This window comes from Mobilicoccus massiliensis, assembly GCF_000826525.2.
Classification (GTDB): domain Bacteria; phylum Actinomycetota; class Actinomycetes; order Actinomycetales; family Dermatophilaceae; genus Mobilicoccus; species Mobilicoccus massiliensis.
Map to the genome: position 1 here is coordinate 89,054 of NZ_LN651326.1, position 23,607 is coordinate 112,660.

General features: G+C 70.0%; 23 protein-coding genes and 1 pseudogene. 19 read left to right on the plus strand and 5 right to left on the minus strand.

Annotated features, from left to right (window positions below):
* Positions 1–48 precede the first annotated feature (48 nt).
* Positions 49–828 (plus strand): alpha/beta fold hydrolase, encoded by a 780-nt coding sequence (locus BN1197_RS03080; protein WP_040156107.1) that lies wholly within the window; start codon positions 49–51, stop codon positions 826–828.
* Between the two features lie 57 nt (positions 829–885).
* The gene (locus BN1197_RS17935) at positions 886–1,017 is read left to right on the plus strand and encodes a hypothetical protein (protein ID WP_261795845.1); all 132 of its coding nucleotides are present in this window, start codon (positions 886–888) and stop codon (positions 1,015–1,017) included.
* Positions 1,018–1,443: 426 nt separating this feature from the next.
* Here BN1197_RS17935 and BN1197_RS03085 read toward each other — a convergent pair whose 3' ends face one another.
* Positions 1,444–2,268, minus strand: a complete 825-nt coding sequence (locus BN1197_RS03085) for a peptidyl-tRNA hydrolase (RefSeq protein ID WP_040156110.1) — start codon at positions 2,266–2,268, stop codon at positions 1,444–1,446.
* 124 nt (positions 2,269–2,392) lie between these two features.
* On the opposite strand from BN1197_RS03085, the gene BN1197_RS17015 reads away from it, so the two are divergent.
* The 3 genes from BN1197_RS17015 (at position 2,393) to BN1197_RS03095 (ending at position 5,261) form a co-directional block, all read left to right on the plus strand.
* Positions 2,393–2,641, plus strand: a complete 249-nt coding sequence (locus BN1197_RS17015; RefSeq protein WP_141397193.1) for a hypothetical protein — start codon at positions 2,393–2,395, stop codon at positions 2,639–2,641.
* Between the two features lie 39 nt (positions 2,642–2,680).
* On the plus strand, positions 2,681–3,715 hold the full coding sequence (locus BN1197_RS03090) for a pirin family protein (RefSeq protein ID WP_245851802.1): 1,035 nt from the start codon (positions 2,681–2,683) through the stop codon (positions 3,713–3,715).
* 94 nt (positions 3,716–3,809) lie between these two features.
* Positions 3,810–5,261 carry a DUF1846 domain-containing protein gene (locus BN1197_RS03095; protein ID WP_245851821.1) on the plus strand — a complete coding sequence of 484 codons (1,452 nt, stop codon included), beginning with the start codon at positions 3,810–3,812 and terminating at the stop codon, positions 5,259–5,261.
* 59 nt (positions 5,262–5,320) lie between these two features.
* Here BN1197_RS03095 and BN1197_RS03100 read toward each other — a convergent pair whose 3' ends face one another.
* Positions 5,321–6,286 (minus strand): isoaspartyl peptidase/L-asparaginase family protein, encoded by a 966-nt coding sequence (locus tag BN1197_RS03100; protein ID WP_052465922.1) that lies wholly within the window; start codon positions 6,284–6,286, stop codon positions 5,321–5,323.
* A gap of 189 nt (positions 6,287–6,475) precedes the next feature.
* On the opposite strand from BN1197_RS03100, the gene BN1197_RS03105 reads away from it, so the two are divergent.
* The 8 genes and pseudogenes from BN1197_RS03105 (at position 6,476) to BN1197_RS03140 (ending at position 13,111) form a co-directional block, all read left to right on the plus strand.
* Positions 6,476–7,132, plus strand: a complete 657-nt coding sequence (locus tag BN1197_RS03105) for an SDR family oxidoreductase (protein WP_040156493.1) — start codon at positions 6,476–6,478, stop codon at positions 7,130–7,132.
* 39 nt (positions 7,133–7,171) lie between these two features.
* Positions 7,172–7,525 (plus strand): annotated as a pseudogene (locus BN1197_RS03110) (mycothiol transferase); the annotation flags it as partial.
* Positions 7,526–7,750: 225 nt separating this feature from the next.
* Positions 7,751–8,311, plus strand: coding sequence for a manganese efflux pump MntP (locus BN1197_RS03115; RefSeq protein ID WP_040156497.1), 561 nt, complete (start codon positions 7,751–7,753; stop codon positions 8,309–8,311).
* A gap of 248 nt (positions 8,312–8,559) precedes the next feature.
* The gene (locus BN1197_RS03120) at positions 8,560–9,429 is read left to right on the plus strand and encodes an NAD(P)H-binding protein (protein WP_040156499.1); all 870 of its coding nucleotides are present in this window, start codon (positions 8,560–8,562) and stop codon (positions 9,427–9,429) included.
* Positions 9,430–9,511: 82 nt separating this feature from the next.
* Positions 9,512–9,886, plus strand: a complete 375-nt coding sequence (locus BN1197_RS03125) for a DUF2218 domain-containing protein (protein ID WP_052465923.1) — start codon at positions 9,512–9,514, stop codon at positions 9,884–9,886.
* A complete protein-coding gene (locus BN1197_RS03130) occupies positions 9,883–11,568 on the plus strand; it encodes an FAD-binding dehydrogenase (RefSeq protein ID WP_040156114.1) in 1,686 nt (561 codons plus the stop codon). The genes BN1197_RS03125 and BN1197_RS03130 overlap by 4 nt, the downstream gene beginning before the upstream one ends.
* A gap of 97 nt (positions 11,569–11,665) precedes the next feature.
* Positions 11,666–12,130 carry an NUDIX domain-containing protein gene (locus BN1197_RS03135; protein ID WP_040156116.1) on the plus strand — a complete coding sequence of 155 codons (465 nt, stop codon included), beginning with the start codon at positions 11,666–11,668 and terminating at the stop codon, positions 12,128–12,130.
* Between the two features lie 99 nt (positions 12,131–12,229).
* On the plus strand, positions 12,230–13,111 hold the full coding sequence (locus BN1197_RS03140; protein ID WP_052465924.1) for an alpha/beta fold hydrolase: 882 nt from the start codon (positions 12,230–12,232) through the stop codon (positions 13,109–13,111).
* A gap of 29 nt (positions 13,112–13,140) precedes the next feature.
* On the opposite strand, the gene BN1197_RS03145 is transcribed toward BN1197_RS03140, so the two are convergent.
* Both BN1197_RS03145 and BN1197_RS03150 read right to left on the minus strand, forming a co-directional pair.
* Complete coding sequence (locus tag BN1197_RS03145) at positions 13,141–13,455, minus strand: DMT family transporter (protein WP_040156119.1); 315 nt, start codon at positions 13,453–13,455, stop codon at positions 13,141–13,143.
* Between the two features lie 114 nt (positions 13,456–13,569).
* Complete coding sequence (locus BN1197_RS03150; protein WP_245851804.1) at positions 13,570–14,154, minus strand: NUDIX hydrolase; 585 nt, start codon at positions 14,152–14,154, stop codon at positions 13,570–13,572.
* 605 nt (positions 14,155–14,759) lie between these two features.
* Here BN1197_RS03150 and BN1197_RS03155 point away from each other — a divergent pair.
* Positions 14,760–15,662, plus strand: a complete 903-nt coding sequence (locus tag BN1197_RS03155) for a ketopantoate reductase family protein (RefSeq protein WP_040156121.1) — start codon at positions 14,760–14,762, stop codon at positions 15,660–15,662.
* A gap of 40 nt (positions 15,663–15,702) precedes the next feature.
* Here BN1197_RS03155 and BN1197_RS03160 read toward each other — a convergent pair whose 3' ends face one another.
* A complete protein-coding gene (locus BN1197_RS03160) occupies positions 15,703–16,383 on the minus strand; it encodes a CueP family metal-binding protein (RefSeq protein WP_040156122.1) in 681 nt (226 codons plus the stop codon).
* Positions 16,384–16,802: 419 nt separating this feature from the next.
* Here BN1197_RS03160 and BN1197_RS03165 point away from each other — a divergent pair, with 419 nt between their 5' ends.
* The 5 genes from BN1197_RS03165 (at position 16,803) to nrfH (ending at position 23,604) form a co-directional block, all read left to right on the plus strand.
* Positions 16,803–19,307 carry a glycogen/starch/alpha-glucan phosphorylase gene (locus BN1197_RS03165; RefSeq protein ID WP_052465989.1) on the plus strand — a complete coding sequence of 835 codons (2,505 nt, stop codon included), beginning with the start codon at positions 16,803–16,805 and terminating at the stop codon, positions 19,305–19,307.
* Between the two features lie 170 nt (positions 19,308–19,477).
* Complete coding sequence (locus BN1197_RS03170) at positions 19,478–20,881, plus strand: FAD-dependent oxidoreductase (protein ID WP_052465926.1); 1,404 nt, start codon at positions 19,478–19,480, stop codon at positions 20,879–20,881.
* Positions 20,882–21,115: 234 nt separating this feature from the next.
* Positions 21,116–22,111, plus strand: coding sequence for a sensor histidine kinase (locus BN1197_RS03175; RefSeq protein WP_141397194.1), 996 nt, complete (start codon positions 21,116–21,118; stop codon positions 22,109–22,111).
* Entirely contained in the window at positions 22,108–22,812 is a 705-nt protein-coding gene (locus tag BN1197_RS03180; protein WP_052465928.1) for a response regulator, read from the plus strand. Before BN1197_RS03175 ends, BN1197_RS03180 begins: the two co-directional genes overlap by 4 nt.
* A 297-nt stretch (positions 22,813–23,109) precedes the next feature.
* Positions 23,110–23,604, plus strand: coding sequence for a cytochrome c nitrite reductase small subunit (nrfH, locus tag BN1197_RS03185; protein ID WP_082043581.1), 495 nt, complete (start codon positions 23,110–23,112; stop codon positions 23,602–23,604).
* The last annotated feature ends 3 nt before the right edge of the window (positions 23,605–23,607 follow it).

The window sequence follows — 23,607 nt, forward strand, 5'->3', positions numbered from 1 at the left end:
CGATCGCGGATGGGACGCTGTCGTCATGCCTGCCGTGGACGTGACGCCGTGAGCGAGTACGTCCGCACCCCCGACGGGGCCCTCCTCGCCGTCCGACAGGGCGGCCCGGTGGGCGCGCCTGCGCTGCTCCTCCTGCCCGGCCAGGCCAACTCGATGCGCTGGTGGGACGGCCTGCGTGGGCAGTTCGAGCACGCCTATCGCACGGTGACGTTCGACTACCGGGGCACCGGTGACACGTGCGCGGAGGTCGACGACTGGAGCACGGCGATGTTCGCCGAGGACGCCGCGCACGTCATGGCCGAACTCGGCCACGAGGGCTATCGCGTCTACGGCACGTCGATGGGCGGGCGGGTCGCACAGCACCTCGCAGCGCAGGAGCGGAGGCGCGTGGAGAAGCTCGTGCTCGCCTGCACCTCACCGGGCGGCCCGCTCGCGGTCGAACGCAGCAGCGAGGTCAGGCGCGTGCTCGCCTCGCGCACGAGCCCCGAACGCACCGAGCGTGTCCTGCGCTTCTTCTACACCGACGACTGGCCCGGTCGGGCGAGAGACAGCCTTCTGCTCGGCGATCAGACCATGACGCCCGCGGCGGGCCTGGCGCACCTGCGTGCGAGCTATGGGCACGACGCCTGGTCGTCACTGCCCGACATCACCGCACCGACGCTCATCCTCCACGGCACCGGAGACCCCATGGTTCCGGCCGAGAACGCCGAACTGCTCGACTCGGCGATCCTCGACTCGCGTCTCGTCTTCCACGAGGGCGGCCGGCACGGGTTCTTCGACGAGTTCGCCGACGACCTGAGGCCACTCATCCTCGACTTCCTCGGATGACATACCCCCTGGGGTACGACTAGCCTCGTCTCGAACCACGCGACCGAAGGAGTTCCCATGTGCCGACCGGTGCAATGCACGATCTGCGGCAAGACGACCTGGGAGGGCTGCGGCGAGCACGTCGAGCAGGTCAAGGCTCAGGTGCCCGACGACCAGTGGTGCCCCGGCCACCCCGAGAACGCCCGCTGACGCGGCGCAGCTCGACACCCCAGACCTCGACGACGCCCTCGACTCAGGCGTTCGCCAAGTGGTACGCGGGTTCGTGATACTCGCCGACGAGCGGCCACATCGCCTCCCCCACGTGACGGTCGAGGAGGGCGCTGAGTTCGCTCATGTGGACACCGTACACATGTGGGTGGGCGGGGGCCAGAGCGTGTGAGGCGGCGTCCTCGGCGGACGGAGGACGGGCAGGGACATCCGTGCCCGGGTTGCGCACTCCATGCGGGCCGCCTGGAGCATGTCCACTGCGCGCTTCCCGTGCACGGATGACGCGAGCCGGCCACCGCGCCTGGTCTCGCCTCGTCTCGCCTGGGTCGCCCGGTGAGCGTTCCGTGCGTCCAGGTCACGACTCCCGGACGACCGAGCGCGTGTTCGCACTCGTTTGCGAGCGTCGGGTCACCCGTCCTCGAGCTGGGCGATGACCGTCACCGTGCCCGGGTCGACCTCGGTGTATCCGGCATCGCGAACAGCGAGGCGGTGGTGGCTGCGCCAGGCCGTGGCGGGGTCGGCGATGCTCGCACCGAGGACGGCCCAGGTCTTCGCGTCCGTGGTCACGACCCGGGCTGGACAGCCGGCGTCGTACCAGCGCTGCAGCAGGTCGGGGTCGGTGCCGGCCGCGAGGGCGGCCGCGAGCATCCCGGCGTGACCGGCCTGGGCCATGAGCTTGCCCGTCGTCATGCCGAGCGCTGCCGGCACGGTGCAGATGAGTTCGGGAGCAGAGGCACGAAGCCGCGTCCGAGGACGATCGGCGGCCTCCCCGCGAGGGAGATCCGTACCGCCGACCTGCAGTTTGGCGACCCGCTTGTCGAGGTCGGTGACGAGGCCGGGCACGAGCACCCGGATCTCCGTGCGCGCCTGCCCGTCACCGGCGTCGTCGGTGAGGGTGAGGCCGGGCAGGTCGGCGGTGGCCTGCCACTGCGCGCCGCGAGCCCGTCGCGTGACCTTGCGGATGTGCACGCCGCCGTACGCCGCGACGGCCTCGTGCCACTCGCCGCCGGCTGCGCTGCGCGGGTCGAGACACAACAGAGCGCACCCGGTCGCGGCGAGCGCCAGTGCGTGTTCGTGCACCGGTGATCCGTCGCGTTCCATCCGCAGAACGAGCTGGATGGCGCGCACCTCGCCGGGATCCTCGTGGCGATCCTCCACGACCGCGTCCTCGCCGAGGCCAAGCCAGTCGGCATACCGCTCGCGTACAGGGGCGAGCACCTCACCGATCGTCATGCCTCCACCGTGCCATGCCCCCTCCGCCGTCGGTGGGGCGGCGTGACCGCACGCCCTACGTCATCCGTGCACGTCACCTGCACACCCAACACGCGATCCACGACGTGCACGGAGCGCGCAAGGCGTGCACAGACCTCCTGCCCCTGCCGACCAACGCCTCACGCCGCCCACCCGCGCCTCCGGTCATCCATGCACGCCCTACGTCAGCCCTGCCCGCCATCCGCACACCGAACACGTCACCTACGACGTGCACGGAGTGCGCAAGGCATGCACCGACACGCCTGCCTTCGCACTCGACGAGCAGCCCGGCTGGTACGTCCGGGGATCCCTGCGTCCGTGGTGGCGCCCGCCTGCTTCCCCTGCAAGGCTGTGATGATTCGATCGCGCCGCCGTCGTCTCCGAGGAGTTCACCGTGACCGACCTGCAGATCCTCACCGCTCGTGATGTGCCGCTGGGTGGATTGCGGGCCATGAACGTGCGGCGCACCCTGCCGCACCGGGATCGCTCGTTCGTCGGGGCGTGGTGCTTTCTCGACCACTACGGGCCGCAGGTGGTGGGCGCGGGCAACGACGGTGGGATGGACGTCGCGCCGCATCCGCACATCGGCCTGCAGACGGTCTCGTGGCTGTTCGAGGGCGAGATCGAGCACCGTGACTCCGGTGGTGTCCACGCGATCGTGCGGCCGGGCGAGGTCAACCTCATGACCGCGGGCCACGGCATCGCGCACTCGGAGGTCTCGACGGCGGCGACGCGGACGCTGCACGGCGTCCAGCTCTGGGTCGTGCTCCCCGACAGCGACCGCGACGTCACGCGCCGCTTCGACCACCACACCCCCGCTCCGGTGAGCCTCGCCGACGGCGCGGCGACCGCGCGGGTCTTCCTCGGCCGGATCGACGGCGTCGACGAGTCGCCCGTCACGACCCACACTCCCCTGCTGGGCGCACAACTCGATCTCGAGCCGGGTGCGGTCGTCGAGATCCCCCTCGACGTGGCGTTCGAGCACGCCGTCCTCCTCGACGTCGGCGACGTGACGCTCACTGCCGGGAACGACGCGTCCGCCGACACCCCCCTCGCGTTCGGCGATCTCGCCTGCCTCGACCCCGGTCTCGAGCGTCTCGTCCTGCGTGCCGGCGACGACGGCGCCCGCGTCCTCCTGCTCGGGGGTGAGCCGTTCGAGGAGGACATCATCATGTGGTGGAACTTCGTCGGCCGCAGTCACGAGGAGATCGCCGAGTTCCGCGACGCGTGGGAGGCGTCGTCGAGCCGGTTCGGCGTGGTCGAGGGGTACGTCGGTGAGACCGAACGCATCCCTGCTCCGCCTCTGCCGGGGGTGAGACTCAAGAGCCGGGGTCGCCGCGGCCGCGTCAGAACGACACGCACCGAAGGCGATTCGCAAACGGCAGCGACACCGACACACGCGCCGGACCGGGACGCCTCGGTGCACTGAGGCGTACGGGTTGTAGTCTCCGGGGCGTCCGTCGAGACGAGGAAAAGGGGCCGGGCCGGTGCGCATCGGATTCGATCGCGAGAAGTACCTACGGATGCAGTCGGACCACATCGACGCCCGTCGCAAGCAGTTCGGCGGCAAGCTCTACCTCGAGTTCGGTGGAAAGCTGTTCGACGACCACCACGCCTCACGCGTGCTGCCGGGGTTCACGCCCGACAACAAGCTCGTCATGCTGCAGAAGCTCGCCGACGAGGTCGAGATGGTCATCGTGGTCAGCGCCGAGGACCTGCAGGCCAACAAGCAGCGCGCCGACCTCGGCATCGGCTACGACGCCGACGTCCTCCGGCTCATCGACGAGTTCCGCTCCCGCGGCCTGTACGTGGGCAGCGTCGTCATCTCTCACGTGACCGAGGACAACAAGGCGGCGCGGGCGTTCAAGCGCAAGCTCGAGCGTCAGGGGGTCAAGGTCTACCGCCACTACCCCATCAAGAACTACCCCAACGACGTCGCGCACATCGTCAGCGACGAGGGCTACGGCCGCAACGAGTACATCGAGACGACAAGGGATCTCATCGTCGTCACCGCCCCCGGGCCGGGCTCGGGCAAGATGGCGACCTGCCTGTCGCAGATGTACCACGACCACCGGCGGGGCATCGAGTCCGGCTACGCGAAGTTCGAGACGTTCCCCATCTGGAACCTGCCGCTGGATCACCCGGTCAACGTCGCCTACGAGGCCGCGACCGTCGACCTCGACGACGTCAACATGATCGACCCGTTCCACCTCAAGGCCTACGGCGAGAGCTGCGTCAACTACAACCGCGACGTCGAGGTCTTCCCCGTGCTCAACCTGCTCTTCGAGCAGATCATGGAGAAGTCGCCGTACGCCTCGCCCACCGACATGGGCGTCAACATGGCGGGCCACTGCATCAGCGACGACGAGGTGTGCCGCGAGGCCTCGCGCCAGGAGGTCATCCGCCGCTACTACAAGGCCCTCGCCGCTGAGAGGCGGGAGGACGCGGAGCCCGAGGACTCCGAGAAGATCGCGCTCATCATGGGTCGGCTCGGCATCACCGGCAGCGACCGGCCCGTCGTCGAGCCGGCCCTCGCGGTCGCCCGGCGTACGCGGGGCCCGGCGGCCGCGATCGAGTTGCCCGACGGTCGCATCATCACCGGCAAGACGTCCTCCCTGCTCGGATGCTGCTCGGCGATCCTCCTCGACGCCCTCAAGGCCCTCGCCGGTATCGACGACAAGATCAAGCTGTTGGCCCGCGAGACCGTCGAGCCCATCCAGGTCCTCAAGACCCGGCACCTCGGCAGCCACAACCCCCGTCTGCACACCGACGAGGTGCTCATCGCGCTCGCCGTCGGCGCCCGCAACGACGAGAACGCGCGCCGCGCGCTCGACCAGCTCCAGCACCTGCGCGGTTGCGACGTGCACTCGACCGTCATCCTCGGCCCCGTCGACGAGGGCATCTTCCGCAGCCTCGGCGTCAACGTCACGACCGAACCCGTCTACCAGACCAAGAAGCTGTACCGAAAGAGCTGACGCGCTCCTCGGCCCGGCCGAACGAGACGGTCGGCCTCCGCCACCCCGCGGGGAAGCCCTCAGGTGGCCGCCACCGGCCCGTCCACCGTGAGCCAGCCGCGATACATGGCGCCGGAATCCCAGGCCAGGACGATGTCACCGCGAGGATCGACGGCGATGAGCCCGCCGTCGGCGCCCTTGGCACCGAGGTGGGTGTCGAGGACCTCCCGCGCGGCGCTCTGCAGATCGGCACCCGCGTACCGCATGCGGGCGTAGAGGTCGTGGGCGAGCACACCGCGCACGAAGAACTCGCCGGTGCCCGTGCCGGAGACCGCCACGGTGGAGTCGTCGGCGAAGGTTCCGGCGCCCACGAGAGGGGTGTCGCCGACGCGGCCGGGGAGCTGACCGGTGATGCCGCCGGTCGACGTGGCGGCGGCGACCGCCCCGGAGGCGTCCCGAGCCACCGCGCCGACCGTGCCGTGGCTGCGTTCCTCGAGGAGCCGCGCGAGCGCCCGGCGCTGCCGCTCGACGACGAAGTGCTCCTGCTCGGCGACCTCGCACCCCCACTCCGTGAGTTGTTCGACCGCAGGATCGGCGATGAGCACGTGCGGGGTCTGCTCCAGCACCGCACGAGCAGCGCGAACAGGATTGCGAGCGTGCCCGGCCGCGGCGACGGCGCCCGCGAGGCGGTCGCCGCGCATGACACACGCGTCGAGTTCGGCGAGCCCCTCGGTGGTGAGCGCGGCGCCCCGCCCGGCGTTGAAGAACGCGCAGTCCTCGAGTTCGACGACGGCCGCGCACACGGCATCGACGGCCGCTCCGCCCGCCGCGAGCTCGGCCGCCCCGGCCTCGAGGGCACGGCGCAGCCCCTCCTCCCGCTCGGCCACCTCGTCCTCCGACAAGGGGTGCGAGCGCGGACCCGCGCCGCCGTGCACCGCGAGCGCGTACGGGCCCCAGGCCGGCACATGGACGAGTTCGACGGGCGGCAGCGCGCCCGAGGTGTCGACAGCGCTGCCGGGGGCGGGTGGCGGGGTGGCGTCGGTCATGGTGTCGCTCCGTTCCGGCGTCTCGTTCCGTGCACCCCGGGATCCAGGCAGGGCGTCTTCGACGGTAGCGGGCGCTCGGTCGTCTCATGAGGCGGTCGCCGAGAAATGTCCGGACACCTCGGACGCGTTGGAAGGAAGGAACCGATCGATCTCCGCGACAACGACTTCGACGACTCTGGAGTGATGAACGTGTCCGACATCTTCCTCATCGGTGGCCACGGCAAGGTCGCGCTGCTGCTCACCTCGCGACTGGCCGAGCAGGGTCATGCCGTGACGTCCGTCATCCGCAATCCCGATCAGGCCGAGGACATCGAGAAGGCGGGCGGCACCCCGCTCGTGCTCGACATCGAGCAGGCGTCGGAGTCCGACCTCGCCGAGGCGATGCGCGAGCACCGGGCGGTCGTGTGGAGCGCAGGCGCGGGCGGCGGCAACCCCGACCGCACGTACGCCGTCGACCGCGACGCGGCCATCCGCTCGATGGATGCCGCGAAGGACGCGGGGGTCAAGCGCTACGTCATGGTGTCCTACCTCGGCGCGAGCACGGACCACGGTGTGCCCGAGGACGACCCGTTCTTCGCCTACGCCGAGGCCAAGGGGGCGGCCGACGCCTACCTGCGCGATTCCGGTCTCGACTGGACGATCCTCATGCCCGGTCAGCTCACGCTCAAGTCCGCGAGCAACCACATCGAGGTCGACCCGGAGCTGCAGGAGGGCGACTCCACCGAGACCTCCCGCGCCAACGTGGCGATGGCGATCGACGCCGCGCTCTCCAACGACGCGACGATCGGCCGCGAGTATCCGTTCCGCGACGGATCCAGCCCGATCGCGTATGCGCTGAGCGACTGACGTCGGCCTCACCCATTTCCGTGGGACGAGCCGAGCGAGTACGAGGGCAACGAGGATCTGTTCGCTTCTGCGGACGAGACGATGGCCGACGTTCTCGACTACGCGGCGAGCTGCTTCGCCCACGCCGACGCGACGATCGAGGCCCTCGACCTCGACGCGGCCGGATCGGTGCCGTGGTGGCCGGAGAACCGGCGCGCGGTGACGCTCGGCCAGATCCTCCCGTACGTCGCGCTCGACGAGGCGCGCCATGCGGGCCACGCCGACATCCTTCGCGAGCAACTCGACGGGAACGTCGGCTGGCGGGCCCACGGGGACAATCTTCCCGGCTGGGACGACGCCCGCTGGTCGGCGTACGTCGAGCACCTGCGACACCTCGCCGAGAACTTCCGGTGACCGTGGGTACGTGACCGCGCGCACGACCCGGCGAGGACGAGCGTTCGGGGGCGATGCCGTGCCGGGGCTCCTACCTGACGTCGCCGATCGATGCCCTGCCCGCCCAGATTCGCGCGGTACCGTAGCCGGCCGGGGTGTGCCACGCGGACTCGACGCGCGACGACGCGACGCCCCGGCACTCACCTCACCTCGGTCGGTGCCCACCGCCCGTGACGAAAGGTGTTCATGTCCGTCTGGGCCGTTCTGCTCATCGCCCTCGGTGTCTCCGCCGACGCGTTCGCCGTCGCACTCGGCAAAGGGCTCTCGCTGCACCCCTTCCGCGAGCGCGCGGCGCTGGCAGTGGCGGCGACCTTCGGCCTGTTCCAGGCGGTCATGCCGCTCATCGGGTACCTACTCGGCCGGGGGTTCGCGCCACTCATCGAAGCGGTCGACCACTGGGTGGCGTTCGTGCTGCTCGTGGCCATCGGCCTCCACATGATCGTCGAGGCGACGCGACGGCACGACGACGAGCCGGAGGCAGAGCGCCTCTCGCTGCGCGAACTGCTCGTCCTCGGCTTCGCGACCAGCGTCGACGCGCTCATCGTCGGGGTCGGCCTCGCGTTGCTCAAGGTCGACGTCATCCAGGTCGTCTCGACGATCGGGGTCGTCACCTTCGTGCTCAGCTATCTCGGGATGCGCCTCGGCCGACGAGCGGGCAACCGGTTCGGGCCGCCGGCCGCGATCGCCGGCGGGCTCATCCTCATCGGCCTCGGAATCACGACGCTCGTCGAGCACCTCTCGGCCTGACGCCGACACGCTCGGACAGGCGGTCGTCGGCACATCGGTACGTCGGCACGTCGGCAAGCGGCCCTCAGGACGCTCGGACAGGCGGTTCCACCCAGCATGTGGCAGCCGAGTCACCGCGCAGGCGAACGGATTCCACGCATGCGCGGGTGGAACCGCCTGTCCGAGCGGCCGGCGACGCCGTCGGGTTGTCGGACCCCGGCTCTAGCGTGGTGGCCGTACTCGAGGTCGACCCGAGAAACGGAGACACCATGCGCCTCGCCGTCACCACGCCCGGCGGCAACGTCGGCCGCCACCTGACCCGCGTGCTCATCCGAGGGGGTGTTCGGCCGTTGCTCCTCACCCGTCATCCGCAGAGCCTCCCGGCCGAGCTCGCACCGTACGTCGACGTGATCGCCGTCGACTCGACCGAAGCCGACGAGGTCGTCGCCGCCACCCGTGACGTCGACTCGATCTACTGGGTCGATCCGTCCGTCATGTCGCCTGATCCGCTCGCCGACTATGCGCGGACCACCGAGGCGATCACGACAGCGGTGACCGAGAACGGCATCCGCCGGGTGGTGTTCCAGAGCAGTGTGGGCGCCGAGAAGCGTCATGGCGTCGGTGAGATCGACGGCCTCGCGGGCACCGAGACCGCCCTCGACGCACTCGGTGTCGACGTCATGCATCTGCGGTGCGGGTACTTCTTCACCAACCTGCTGTTGGACCTCGAATCGATCAGAGTAGGGCGGATCTTGACCGTGCTACCGATGGATGCACCGATGAGCTGCGTGGCCCCGCGTGACATCGCCGAGGTCGCCGCCGTGGCGTTGCTCGACCGGGAGTGGTCGGGGCGGCGCGTCCGTGCCGTCCACGGGCCCGAAGACCTCACGTGGTCACAGGTCGCCGGCATCCTCTCCGGCGAGCTCGGTCGTGACGTCGTCGTCGAGCGCATCGCCGACGACGCCATGCGGGAGCGGTACCTCGGTGCGGGCATGCCTCCCGCCATGGTCGACGCCGTGCTCGGCATGTCGACAGGGCTGCGCGACGACTTCACGCCCGAACAACAACGCTCGCCCGACACGACGACGTCCACGACGCTGCGGTCGTGGGTTCGAGAGGAACTCCGGCCCCTGCTCTGAAGGACGCCCTCCAGGCGTGCGGCCGGTCGGGATGGCAGCGGTGCCACCCCGGGTCGGAGCGTTCTAGGGCACCCTGGGGGGCATGGTCATCGTCATGCCGTTCGTCAAGGCCCGGAACGCGGTCGCTCGCGCGTTGGGCTCTCGTCTCCGCGTCACCGTCGTCGGGCAGGCGGCCACCGAACGCGGGGCCCGATACGGTCGGCAACTCGCCTCTCACCTGGGTCGCAAGGTGGAGACCGAGTGGGACGACGCCACCTCCACCGGAACCGTGACGTTCGACCCCGCGGCACGGCTGTTCCTGTCGACGACGCCGGATGCGCTCGTCCTCACGCTCACATGCCCGGCCTCGCGAGTGGCCGAGCTCCAGGACGTCGTCGAGCGCCACCTCGTGCGGTTCGGCGCCAAGGACGGGCTCTCCGTGACCTGGCAGAGCGGCGGCCCTGAGGGCCAGCGATGACCACGACGCAGACCGATGTCGTCGTCGTCGGTGCCGGGCTCGCCGGCCTCGTCGCGGCGAACGAGCTCGTGCAGGCCGGACACCACGTGACCGTCGTCGACCAGGAGAACGCGAACAACATCGGCGGGCAGGCCTACTGGTCGTTCGGCGGCCTGTTCCTCGTCGACTCCCCCGAACAGCGAAGACTGCGCATCCGCGACTCGGTCGAGCTGGCGTGGAACGACTGGAAGGGCAGCGCCGCCTGGGACCGCCTCGACGGCGAGCATCCCGAGGACGAATGGGCCGTGCAGTGGGGACGCGCCTACGTCGAGTTCGCCGCGGGTGAGAAGTACTCGTGGCTGCGGGCGCACGGAGTCCGGTTCACGCCGATCGTCGGGTGGGCCGAACGCGGCGACGGCACCGCGAGTGGCCACGGCAATTCCGTGCCCCGCTTCCACGTGCCGTGGGGTACGGGCACGGGCGTGAGCGAGCCCTGGGCCGACCGAGCGCGCGAGGCCGCCCGAGACGGGCGTCTCACGTTCCGGCACCGGCACCGCGTCGATCGGCTCCTCGTCGAGAACGGAGCGGTCGTCGGGGTCGCCGGCTCCGTCCTCGCCCCCGACGACGCTCCCCGCGGCGCACCGTCCAACCGCGACGTCACCGGTGACTTCGAGCTGCGAGCCCAGGCGGTCGTCGTCGCCAGCGGCGGCATCGGCGCCGACCACGATCTCGTCCGAAAGTACTGGCCCGCACGGCTCGGCACGGCGCCGCGACACATGATCACCGGGGTGCCCGCCCACGTCGACGGCCGGATGATCGGGATCACCGAGGCCGCCGGCGCCCGGGTCGTCAACAAGGACCGGATGTGGCACTACACCGAAGGCGTGCAGAACTGGGATCCGATCTGGCCCGGCCACGCGATCCGCATCCTGCCCGGGCCGAGCGCGCTGTGGCTCGACGCCCTGGGTCGCCGCCTTCCCCCGCCCGGCCTGCCGGGGTACGACACCCTCGGCACGCTGAAGATGCTGCGCACGACACCCGATCTCGCCGGTCACGACCATTCGTGGTTCGTCGTCACCCGCAAGATCATCGAGAAGGAGTTCGCACTCTCGGGCTCGGAGCAGAACCCCGACATCACCGGCGGCGACCGGGCGCTGATGCTGCGCTCCCGGCTCGCCCCCGGCGTCCCGGGCCCGGTCCAGGCGTTCATGGATCATGGCGCCGACTTCGTGGTCGCCGACACCGTGCCCGAGCTCGTCACCCGCATGAACGCGCTCACGGATGCTCCCCTGCTCGACGTCGAGCAGGTGCTGCGCGAGATCCGAGCCCGCGACTCCCAACTCGACAACCCGTTCTGCAAGGACGCGCAGATCATGGGTATCCACAACGCTCGCCGCTCGCTCGGCGACCGGATCGTGCGCACCGCGGCGCCGCATCGGCTGCTCGACCGCGACGCCGGCCCGCTCATCGGCGTCAAGCTGCACGTGCTCACCCGAAAGACGCTCGGCGGCATCCAGACCGACCTCGCCGGGCGAGGGCTGGGCGCCGACGGCGCCCCGATGCCCGGGCTCTACGCCGCCGGTGAGGCCGCGGGATTCGGTGGCGGCGGGGTGCACGGCTACAACGCGCTCGAGGGCACGTTCCTCGGCGGGTGTCTGTTCACGGGGCTCACCGTCGGCCGCTCGCTCGTCGCCGCACTGTGACCGGAACGCGGCGATGACCGCGGTCGATTAGCCTGCGAGGCGGCGGGCGGCGCGCGTTCGCCACGAGTCGACGAACACCACGAAGGCGAGGAGCGGCATGTTCCGGATTCCCGAGATCCCTGCCTCGGCCGGGGCGATCATCCTGGACGACGAGGGACGGCTGCTCATCCTCAAGCCCACGTACAAGTCGGGCTGGACCGTTCCCGGCGGGATCATGGAGGACGACGGCGAGACGCCGTGGGACGCCTGTCGCCGGGAGGTCCGCGAGGAGACCGGGCTCGAGGTGACGCACGGGCGCCTCGTCTGTGTCGACACCCGCCCGGCCAAGAAGGGCGAGAAGCTCGGACTGCGCTTCCTCTTTCACTGCGGCGTCGTGAGCGCCGACCAGGCCAAGCAGATCCGCCTGCAGGAGTACGAGATCCGCGAGCACCGCTGGGCCGGGATCGACGAGGCCCTCGAGCTGTTGCGCCCCGCCATCCGTCGCCGGGTCAAGAAGGGCCTCAAGACCAAGTCGTGCCTCTACCTCGAGGGCGGGAAGAGGGTCGACGGCGTTTCACGGTGACGTGTTCTCCCGGGCGTCCACCGACGAATGGTCATGATCGGTTCAAATGCCCAGGGTGTGGCGCCGCCAGATCACCGCGCCCGTCAGGAGAATGTGCCCATGGCCACAGATGTCTTCGTCCACGTCGGTACCGACCGCTACGCGGCCATCGACTTCGGCGGCGAGGGTCCCGACATCCTCCTCGTCCACCAGCTCGCGTCCAACGCCCAGGCGTGGGCGCCGCTCGCCTCGGCGCTCACCCGCATCGGTCACGTCGTCGCCGTCGACCTGCGCGGGCACGGGCTCAGCCGGCTCCCCGAGGACGGGCCCGATCGCATCGCCGGCGACCTGCCTGCCGTCGTGCGAGAACTCGGTCTCACCCGCCCTCTCGTGGTGCTCGAGCAGGACGAGATCATCGCCCTGTCGACGGATCGCCTCGCCGGGCTCGGCGCCCGAGGGGTGGCGGTCACCGCGCTCTCGAGCTGCAGCCGCGGCGAGGAGGCCCGCTCCGAGTGGTCCGAACAGGTCGGTCCCGACTCCCTCGACGTCTGGCACGAACGTTTCGGCCTGTTCGCCTCCGGAACTCCCGAGGAGCTCGAGCCGTACCTCGAGCGCGTCGTCGCCATGGCCACCGACGACTGGATCACCGACACCGTGCCCTCCGAGCAGTTCCGCGCGTACTTCCGACGTCATCTCGACGTTCAACCCGACGGGTGGGCCCGACTACCACGCCGCGGGCCGATCGCGTTGGCGCTGCGCTACGTCGAACAACAGCCGCACGGGCTCGATCTCATCGACCTCTACGACGGGCCCCTGTGGATGCTGCCACCGGAGGAGACCCTGAGCCCCGCCGAGATCGAGGCCCTCGTGGAGTACACGGCAGGGCGCCCCGACCGCGAGCTGCGTCTCATCTCCGGCGGCCCGGTGATCGAGGGTTTCGACGCCGACGAATTGGCGGCAGGACTCGCCGACATGCTCGCCGCCACCGAGACCGGTGAGTGACGGGAGACGCCCTGGCGCATTCGTGCAGGTCAGTGCACGAGTTTGAGCCCGATGACGCAGCCGATGATGCCGAGCAGCAACAGGATCTTGACGAGGGAGACGGTCTCGGTACCGGTCACCATGCCGTACGCGACGGTGAGTGAGGCGCCGACGGCGACCCAGATCGCGTAGGAGGTTCCGGTCGGCAGCGTGCGCATCGCGTACGCGAGGCCGCCCATGCTCACCGCGCACGCGGCGAAGAACACCAGCGACGGCCACAGGCGCGTGAATCCGTCCGACCTGGCGAGCGCGACCGCCCACACGGCCTCGAACATGCCGGAGACGACGAGAACGATCCAGGCCACGGGCCAACCTCCTGGTGGAACGAGGGCGCCGAGGAGGTCGGCACCGCTCCCAGCTTCGCAAACCGTCTCGATCCGGCGCGCGGCGCGGCAGGCGGCACCGAGCACCGGAGCGCGTCACCGACGGCGCGTCGCCATCCGTTCGACCCCGCGGCGGATCAACGTCGACACCTCCGCCGGCACGTCGGGAAGCCCGTCGACGCCGAACCACCGCAGGTCGTCGGACTCCTCGGAGCGCTGCTCGCGAGCGCCCTCGGCGGCCACGGCGACGAACCTCACGTCGAGGTGGCGAGTCGGGTGGGTGTAGCCCTTGCACGTGATCGGGTGACAGTGCAGGTCCACGGGCACGGGGTCGAGAGTCACATCGAACCCCGACTCCTCCCTGGCCTCGCGGCGAGCGGCGTCGGCCAACGTCGCGTCGGCGTCCTCGAGGTGCCCACCGAGTTGCAACCACCGGCCGACGAGCGGATGCAGGGTGAGCAGCACCCGCCGGCGATCGGCGGAGAGCACGACGACCGATGCGGTGACGTGCCCGGGCGCGCAGGTGCGGCGGGTCGCGTCGGCACGCGCCGCGAGGAACGCGAGGTAGACCTGGCGCAGGGATTCCTGATCCACGTCGGGCGCCGCCCATGCCTCCAACGTGGCGCGGACGTCGGCGTGCAGGACGTCGTCGGCATCGGCGCGCACCGGTTCGCTCGTCACGTCCCCCAGCATTCCAGCCGACCGCGCCACCCCGACGAACGGCCGCTCGAACAGGCGGTTTCACGCACGGGGTTCGAACCGAACCGCCTGCGCGACTGCGGGGCGGACTGGCGCTCGAGTGAAGCCGCCTGCACGACCGCTCAAACAGGCGGTTTCACCCACCCGGTCGGACCAAACCGCCTGTCCGAGCACGCGACGGCCACCGGATTCAGCCCAAACCGCCTGTCCGAGCGTGAGGCGGGCTGGCGCGCCGGGGTCAGGCCGCCTGTGCCGCCGCTCAAACAGGCGGTTTCACCCACCCGGTCGGACCAAACCGCCTGTCTGAACACGCGACCGCCACCCGGTTCGGACCAAACCGCCTGTCTGAGCACGCGACGGCCACCCGGTTCGGACCGAACTGCCTGTCCGAGCACGGGGCGGCCTCCGGATTCGGCCCAAACCGCCTGTCCGAGCACGCGACCGCCACCGAGTTTCGGGTGAAACCGCCTGTCCGAGCGGTGTCGAGGTGCGGGGCGTGTGGCAACGTGGCGCGCGACGGTGGAGGACCGGTGAGACGAGACGCTCGGCACGCGAGACGGCCGGCGCGGTGAGAACGGAGGATCCGCATGCGGATCGCGATCATGGGCGCGGGGGCCGTCGGGTGCCATCTCGGGGGACGGCTCGCACAGGCCGGCCACGACGTGACTCTCGTGGGGAGGCCACGACTTCTCAAGGCTCTCGAGCAGGACGGCCTCCGTCTCGAGTCGACGGCCCGCGGCACCGACGACCGCGTTCGGGTCCGGGCGACGACCGACCCCGCCGCGGTCCGAGAGGCCGACGCCGTGCTCGTCTGCGTCAAGTCCCTCGCGACCGAGGAGGCAGGCACGCAGATCGCTCCTCATCTGCGCCCGGGCGCCCTCGTCGTCAGCGTGCAGAACGGCCTCGACAACGCCGAGGTGCTGCGAACGGCGATCGGGCGCGACGACGTCACCGTGTACCCGTCGGTGATCTACGTCGCGGTGGGCATGGCCGGTGCCGCGCACGTGCGGCACGTGGGTGGCGGGCGCGTCCTCCTGCCTGATTCTGCCTCGTCCGCGCTGGTCACGGCGCTCCGAGACGCGGTCGAGGTCGAGACCGTGAGCGACGTCGTGCCGGCCCAGTGGACGAAGTTCGTCGTCAACTGCGCCTGGAACGCCCTCTCGGCCCTCACCGGGCTGAGTTACGCGCGGCTCAACGACAGTCCGCACATCCCCGCGGTCCTCGAGCAGATCGTCGGCGAGTGCGACGCCGTGGCCCGCGCCGAGGGAGTCACGCTCGACGACCCGCTCGGCGCGACCCTCGCCCTCGTCGCGGTGATGCCCGACCAGCTCTCCTCCACCGCGCAGGACCTCGCGGCGGGTCGGCGGACCGAGATCGACCAGCTCAACGGCCACGTCGTGCGTCGTGGTGCCGAGCTGGGCATCCCCACGCCCGCCAACGAACTGCTGCTCGCGTTGACGAGGATCGCGGAGGAGACCCGGCCGCACTGACCTGCCGAGACCGACCTGTAGGCCTCGGTGCCGGGAGACGTCAGGTGAGCTGCATCGTCGTGATGCAGGTGGGGCTGGTGGTATCGGTGACGAACGGCGCGCTGACGCTCTTGCCGTCGTAGTCGAACCGCATGGTGCCGCGGATGTCGCGCGGCAGCCAGAAGCCGACGAACCCGTTCTCGAACGTCGTCGCCGGCCCCTCGTAGAGCACCGTGCCGTCGTCCTTGGTCACCTTGGCGGTCATCGCCGCCTTGGGGAGTTCACCCTTGCAGCCGGTGAGGCTGTGGTTGACGCACTCGTGAGTCTGCGTCGCGTAGGGGGCGACGGACATGTAGAACAGGTCGTCCGGCACGGGGATCGTCGTCCTCGTGCCTGCCGATTCGTCCTCGAGCTGCAGGTGATCGGGCCGGATCGAGGCCTTGAGCCCGGAGCCGCGGTGGGCGTTGGTCTCGTCGAGGTCGTCGACGATCTCGACGACGCTCTTGCCGTCGAGGCCGTACTTCGCGAGCATCGGATCCTTGACCGCGGGGGCGGCCGCTGTCGCCTTCTTCGTCGTGTCGATGACCGACGCCCCACCGGCCTGGTCGCCGGTCTGGCCTCCGGCCGCGGCGCTCGTCGCAGCGCCCTGCGCGGCGTTCTGGTCTCCCGCCGAGCCGTTCGAGCCACACCCGGAGAGAAGAAGGGCGGCCGCGAGGGCGACGGTCAGCGTGCGCGTGCGCATGGGAACTCCGATCTCGAGCTGTTTTGCTCCATTTTCGTCCGTGTCAATGATGTGCGAGCCGTCGAGGGCGCCGTCGGGACCCAGGTCCCGGATTCGACCCCGCACCTCCCATCCATGCCCTCGCCGCATCCACGACGACGCCACCCGCACGACCGCGCAGGTGAACGGCGTCCCGCACCACCGCGACCGCGGGCGGCCACCCCTGAACCCTGGATGAACTCTGCGTCTGCGCAGGTCAGCGCGGTCTGCCGCTCATCTCATCGACACATCCGGGCACCCGTGCGCGCGCGAGAGTCGGCTACTGTCGAGGTGATTCGCCCTGAGGCATCGGCCGCACCCGCAGACGAGCTGGAGACGACGTGACCCACGAGCCCGACATCCACCACGACGACTCGCGAAACGTCGGCGAGACCCCCGAGATGGCGACCCACGTCACCGGGCCGCACTTTCGACCCACTCACGAAAGCGCCCTGACGCCCGCGGTCGCTCCGCACCGGAACGTCGACGGGTTCGTGCGTCAGTTCATGCGCGAACTCAACTACACCCAGGGCGTACCGCTCTCGCGCTCGACGGTCAACGACCAGTACATGGCGCTGGCCCGCACGGTGCGCAACTACCTCATGCACGACTGGATCGCGACCGGCAAGCGCCGCCGCGACGCGGGCAAGCGGGTCATCGGGTACCTCTCGGCCGAGTACCTCCTCGGACGCCAGATGGACAACGCCCTGCTCGCGGCCGACCTCACCGAGATCGCCCGGGAGGCCATGACGGAGTGCGGCCTCGACTTCGACCTGTTGCGCGCGCAGGAGATCGAGCCGGGCCTCGGCAACGGCGGCCTCGGGCGGCTCGCGGCGTGCTTCGTCGACTCCCTCGCCACGATGGACGTGCCGTGCATCGGCTACGGCATCCGTTACGAGTACGGCATCTTCAAGCAGACGTTCGTCGACGGCCGCCAGGTCGAGGTGCCGGACGCGTGGCTCGCCCTGGGCTCGCCGTGGGAGTTCCCCCAGCCCGACCGGGCGGTCCGTATCGACTTCGGGGGTCACACCGAGGTCTACACCGGCGACGACGGCCGCGAGCGCGTGCGCTGGGTGCCGAGCTGGAACGTGCGCGCGGTGCCCTACCACCTGCTCGTGCCGGGTTACCGCAACGGCGTCGTCAACACCCTGCGGTTGTGGAGCGCCCGGGCCACCCAGGCGTTCGACCTGCAGATCTTCAACTCCGGCGACTACGCCGAGGCCGTGCGGGCGCAAACCTTCGCCGAGAACATCACCAAGGTGCTCTACCCGGAGGACTCCACACCCCAGGGTCGTGAGCTGCGTCTGCAGCAGCAGTACTTCTTCGTCTCGGCCTCGTTGCAGGACTTCATCGAGCACACCCTGCCCGAGGACTTCGACCTGCACCGACTGCCCGAGCGAATCACTTTCCAGCTCAACGACACCCACCCCGTCATCGCGATTCCCGAGCTCATGCGCCTGCTCATCGACGAGCACGACTTCGAATGGGACGAGGCGTGGGAGGTCACGTGCCAGTGCTTCGACTACACGTGTCACACGCTGCTGCCCGAGGCTCTCGAGGTGTGGCCGGTCGAGCTGCTGGGCCGGCTGCTGCCGCGCCACCTCGAGATCATCTACCGCATCAACGAGGACTTCCTCGAGGAGGTGCGCGAGCGCTTCGACGGTGATGTCATGCGCACTCGTCGCATGTCGATCATCCAGGAGAATCCCGAGCGTGCCGTGCGCATGGCCTACCTCGCCACGGTCGCCGCCGGTCACGTCAACGGTGTGGCCGCGCTGCACTCGGAGTTGCTGCGCGACAAGGTGCTGCCGGACTTCTCGCAGATGTGGCCCGCGAAGTTCACGAACGTCACCAACGGCATCACGCCCCGGCGGTTCATCCGCATCGCCAACCCGGGCATGTCGGAGCTCATCACCGAGGCCATCGGCGACGGCTGGGTCACCCACCTGGAGCAGTTGCGCGAGTTGGAGCCGTTCGCGGACGACGCGGGGTTCCGGGAGCGGTTCCGGGCGGTCAAGGCCGAGAACAAGGAGCGGCTCGCGGCCTTGCTGCACCACCGCGACGGCATCGAGCTGCCCCAGGGCAACATGCTCGACGTCATGGTCAAGCGCCTGCACGAGTACAAGCGGCAGAGCCTCAAGCTGCTGCACATCGTCTCGCTGTACGAGCGCCTCGTCTCCGGCGAGGCCGACCCGAGTTCGATCACTCCGCGGACGTTCGTCTTCGGCGCCAAGGCCGCCCCCGGGTACTTCATGGCCAAGGAGACCATCGCCCTCATCAACGCGGTCGCCAAGACGATCGACGAGGACCCGCGGGTCGAGGGCCGGCTCGCGGTCGCGTTCCCCGCGAACTACAACGTCACCCTCGCCGAGACGCTCATCCCCGCGGCCGACCTCTCGGAGCAGATCAGCCTCGCCGGCAAGGAGGCCTCCGGCACGGGCAACATGAAGTTCGCCCTCAACGGCGCGCTGACGATCGGCACCGACGACGGTGCCAACGTCGAGATCCGCGAGCTCGTGGGCGACGACAACTTCTTCCTCTTCGGCATGCGCGAGCCCGAGGTCGCGGCCCTGCAGGCCAAGGGGTATGCCCCCGGCGAGTTCTACGCCGGCAGCGAGCAGCTCAAGCGCGCCATCGACTTCCTCGCCAGCGGTGCCGCCACCGGCGGAGACCGTTCTCGTGCGGCGGCGTTCGTCGACGACCTGCTCGGTAAGGACCGGTTCATGGCCCTCGCCGACTTCGACGCCTACCTCGCCGCGCAGGCCGAGGTGGACGCCAAGTACGCCGATCCGGAGGCATGGACGCGCTCGGCGATCCTCAACGTCGCCCGGTGCGGCTTCTTCTCCTCCGACCGCTCGATGCGCGACTACCTCGACCGCATCTGGGAGGTTCCGGCCGTCATCTGACGTGGCAAGCGAGGTGGCAGCGAATCGGGGGTGATCACCCCAGGTTCGCTGCCATCCCGTCTTCCACGACGGAGAGCGGCGGGGCGAGTGGGCGTCCGAGCGGCGAGCCGGCTCTCGAATCGTGTGTTGGCGAGCGGATTCGGGGGTTCGCGGCGGCTAGGGTTCCGCACATGACGGGTACAGATCGAGTGGCCGATGCCCCGAGACGGGTGGCGATCGTCGGCGCCGGGCCGTCGGGGCTGTTCGCGGCGCAGGCGCTGCTCTCCCAGGACGAGGTGCCGGTGGAGGTCGACGTCATCGACCGGCTGCCCACGCCGTTCGGGCTGGTCAGGTACGGCGTGGCGCCGGATCACGATAGCATCAAGTCGGTCGCGACGGCCCTCGCACGCGTCTTCGACGCCGAACACCTGCGCTTTCTCGGTCTGGTCGACTTCGGGGAGGACGTGACCCGCGACGAGCTGCTGGCCGCCTACGACGCGGTGATCTATGCCGCGGGGGCCAGCGAGGACCGGCGGATGAACGTCCCCGGGGAGTCCCTGCCCGGCAGCGTCTCGGCGCGCGAGTTCGTGGCCTGGTACTCCGGGCACCCCGATGCCTTGGCTCAGGACCTCGCCGGGGTCGAGTCGGCGGTCGCGGTCGGGGTGGGCAACGTCGCCGTCGACGTCGCACGCATCCTCACCCGTGACCCGGCCGACCTCGAGCGCACCGACATGCCCCAGGCGGTCATCGACGTGCTCGCCTCGCACACGATCGCCGACATGTGGATCGTCGGCCGACGCGGCCCCCATCACGCGAGCTTCACCACCAAGGAGCTGCGTGAGCTCTGCTCGCTCGACGGCGTGCAGGTCAGGGTCGCCGCCGACGCGTTCGAGCACATCGACGAGGCCGATCTCGACCGCCGCACCCGCACCAACGTCGAGGTGCTGCGGGAGGCGGCGCAGCGTCAGGTCCCGGAGGCGCGCTGCCGCCTCCACTTCCTCTTCTGGCGTCGGCCGGTCACTCTCGAGGGCACCGACCACGTCACCGGCATCACGCTGGAGCGCACGGCACTCGACGAGTCCGGCCGTGTCGTCGGCACGGGCGAGACGTCGACGCTCGACGCCGAGCTCGTACTCCGGGCGATCGGCTATCGCGGCGTCCCGCTGCCGGGGCTGCCGTTCGACCTCGAACACGGAGTCATCCCCAACGAGGACGGACGCGTCACCACCGAGGACGGACACGTGCTGCCCCGTGAGTACGTCGTCGGGTGGATCAAGCGTGGCCCGATCGGTGTCATCGGCACGAACAAGTCCGACGCGGCGCAGACGGTCAGGCTGCTGCTCGAGGATCTCGCGCACCTCCCGCGCGATGCGTCCGAGGACGCGGCCCTGCTCGACCTCGACCGCCACCTCGCCGAGCGGGGTCTGCATCCGACGACGTTCGAGGACTGGCGCCGCATCGAGGAGGCGGAGGCCGCGCGCGGTGACGAGCTGGGCCGAGCGCGCACGAAGATCGAGGCGTGGTCGGAGCTGCTCGACCTCGTCGCCCTCGATCGCCCCGGCGGCCCACCGACACCGGCGGACGGCATCCGATGACGCGGCACGGACCGGAGGATATGGACCATGGTCCCGACATCGCACTTTCGCTCGTTTGCTCCGGGACAAGTCCGTAGACTTCGAACCAGGCGGCCCCCGGCATAGGCCGGTGGGCACGTCGGAGCAGCGGAGTCGTTCGCAAGCGATACAGGACCGGCGCGAGACGGACCGATCTCGTTCCGAGCCCAACGGCCCAGACCGACACGAGCGACGCAGGACCGGGAGGTGACGCACATGCGACCCGAACCGGCGTCCTCCCACCCGCTGCAGGAGCTCGACCCGGCGCTGCTGCGTGACGACCGCGAAGGGGCCGAGTGGCTGCGCCGGCTGCGCATCCTCGCCCTCGTCCTCCCGACCGCGTTCCTGCTCGTCGTTCTCGTCGGCCGCGGGATCTTCGTGCGCACGATCTCTCCCGACCACGGTCACGCCGTGCTCGATGCGGCGCTCGTCGTGGGCACCATCGCGTTCTCGGTCACGATGTTCTCGCTCATCGACCGCAGCTACCGCGTCGTTCTGCAGGAGAGCCGCGACGTCGCGGCCGTCGACGCCACGTTCGCGGAGCGTGACCGCATCGCCCGGGAGATGCACGACAGCCTCGCGCAGGCCCTCGGCGCCGCCCACCTGCGGCTCGCCGCGATCGGCCACCACCCCGACGTCTCGGCCTCCCCCGAGGTGCGCGCCGAGCTCGAGGACCTCGGCCACATGTGCCACGAGGCCTACGGCGACGTTCGCGAGGCGATCCTCGGCCTGCGCGAGTCGGGCCGCACCGACCGCACGTTGCTGGAATCGCTGGAGACCTATGTCGCGACGTTCTCGCGGCAGTCCGGCATCGCCACCAGCCTCGACACCGCGCTCGGCGAGCTGACGATGCCGCCGCACCACGAGCTGCAACTCATCCGCGTCGTGCAGGAGGCCCTGACCAACGTGCGCAAGCACTCCCACGCCCGCACCGCGCATGTGTGCATCGGCGCCGAACCGGGATCCGTCGTGGTCGTCGTCGAGGACGACGGGTGTGGCTTCGACGCTCGTGACATCGCCGACAACCGGTTCGGGCTCTCGACGATGAGCGAACGCACCCACCTGCTCGGCGGGCGGCTGACGATCGACTCCTCCCCCGGCGGAGGCACCCGCGTGCTGCTGATGATCCCCGCCGGCCGTGGGATCCACGTCGCTCCCGCGCCCCAGCCCGCGCACACCGAGCCCTCCGCGCAGTCGTCGGTGAGCGCATGAACACCCGGCCGGGGACGTCGGACGCCGCGGCACCGGCGCGCATCCTGCTCGTCGACGACCAGGGCCTCTTTCGTGGCGCCGTCGCGCGCATCGTCGACGGACAGCCCGACATGACCGTCGTCGGCGAGGCGGTCAACGGCCTCGAGGCGCTCGAGATGGCGCACTCCCTGCAGCCCGACGTCATCGTCATGGACGTCGAGATGCCGGTCATGGACGGGGTCGAGGCCGCCGGTCTCATGCGCGAACAGCTCCCGCACATCAAGATCGTCATGCTCACCGTGAGCGAGGACGACGACCACCTCATGCGGGCCGTGCGCCTCGGCGTCCACGGCTACCTGCTCAAGGACATGCGCCCCGAGCAGCTCTTCGACATGATCCGTTCGGTCCTGCGCGACGAGACCCCGGTGGCACCCTCGCTCGTGGGCCGCCTCCTCGCCGAACTGCGTGAGGGCGGCCAGAAGCCGCGCACCCCCGAGGCCCCCCGACCCGATGCGCTGCTCAGCAACCGGGAGCTCGAGATCCTGCGTCTCGTCGCCCACGGGCTGTCGAACAAGGAGATCGGCAGCCGCCTGTCGATCACCGAGGGCACCGTGAAGAACCACGTGCACAACGCCCTGCAGAAGCTCGGCATGGAGAACCGCATCCAGGCCGCGGCGTACATCGTGCGTCAGGGCCTCGGCTCGCCGCCGCCCGTGTCCTGACACCGCTCCTGATCGCCGCACGCGGCGCGCCTCGCGCTGCCACCGCGCCGCCCCACCCCGCCCGGCACACCCCGTGTCTCGGCCCCGGCATGACTTCTGCGGATACACGCCCCGGCCCGCCCCGACGTGCGGGGCATAGCCCGGGGATAGGCCCTCACCAGCGTCGATGTATCGGATTTCTACCGGTCGAGGGGTGTGAGAAACCTGAGCGCAGCTTGAGAATCGTCCCATGGACATCGTGCGTGCTGGCCCAGGGGTGAGACAGCCCCGTCGCAGGTGCGCCCGGAGGTGGGAGTCATGAGCAAGAACCGTTGGTGGTCGAGCTTCGCCCGCACGATCGGGATGAAGGGCCTCGTCTATTCGACGCTGGCCGTCCTCATCGGCTCGGCGCTCGGCCTCGGCGTGTTCACGTTCGGCTACGCCAAGGGGTTCGCCTACCTGGGCAACGACCCCAAGACGTGCAACAACTGCCACGCCATGAACGAGCAGTACGAGGGCTGGCTCAAGGGCAGTCACCACCACGTGGCCGGCTGCAACGACTGCCACGCCCCGCACGACAACCTCATTCACAAGTACGCGGTCAAGGCCGAGAACGGCTTCTGGCACTCGCTGAAGTTCACGACGCAGGACTACCCCCTGAAGATCAAGATCCGCGAGAGCAACCGCAAGGTGACAGAGGCGTCGTGCGTGTACTGCCACGAGGGAATGGTCAGCGGCATCAACGCGACGCGCAAGCACGACCAGAAGATCTCCTGCATCCAATGTCACAGCCAAGTCGGGCACAAGAGGTGAGGG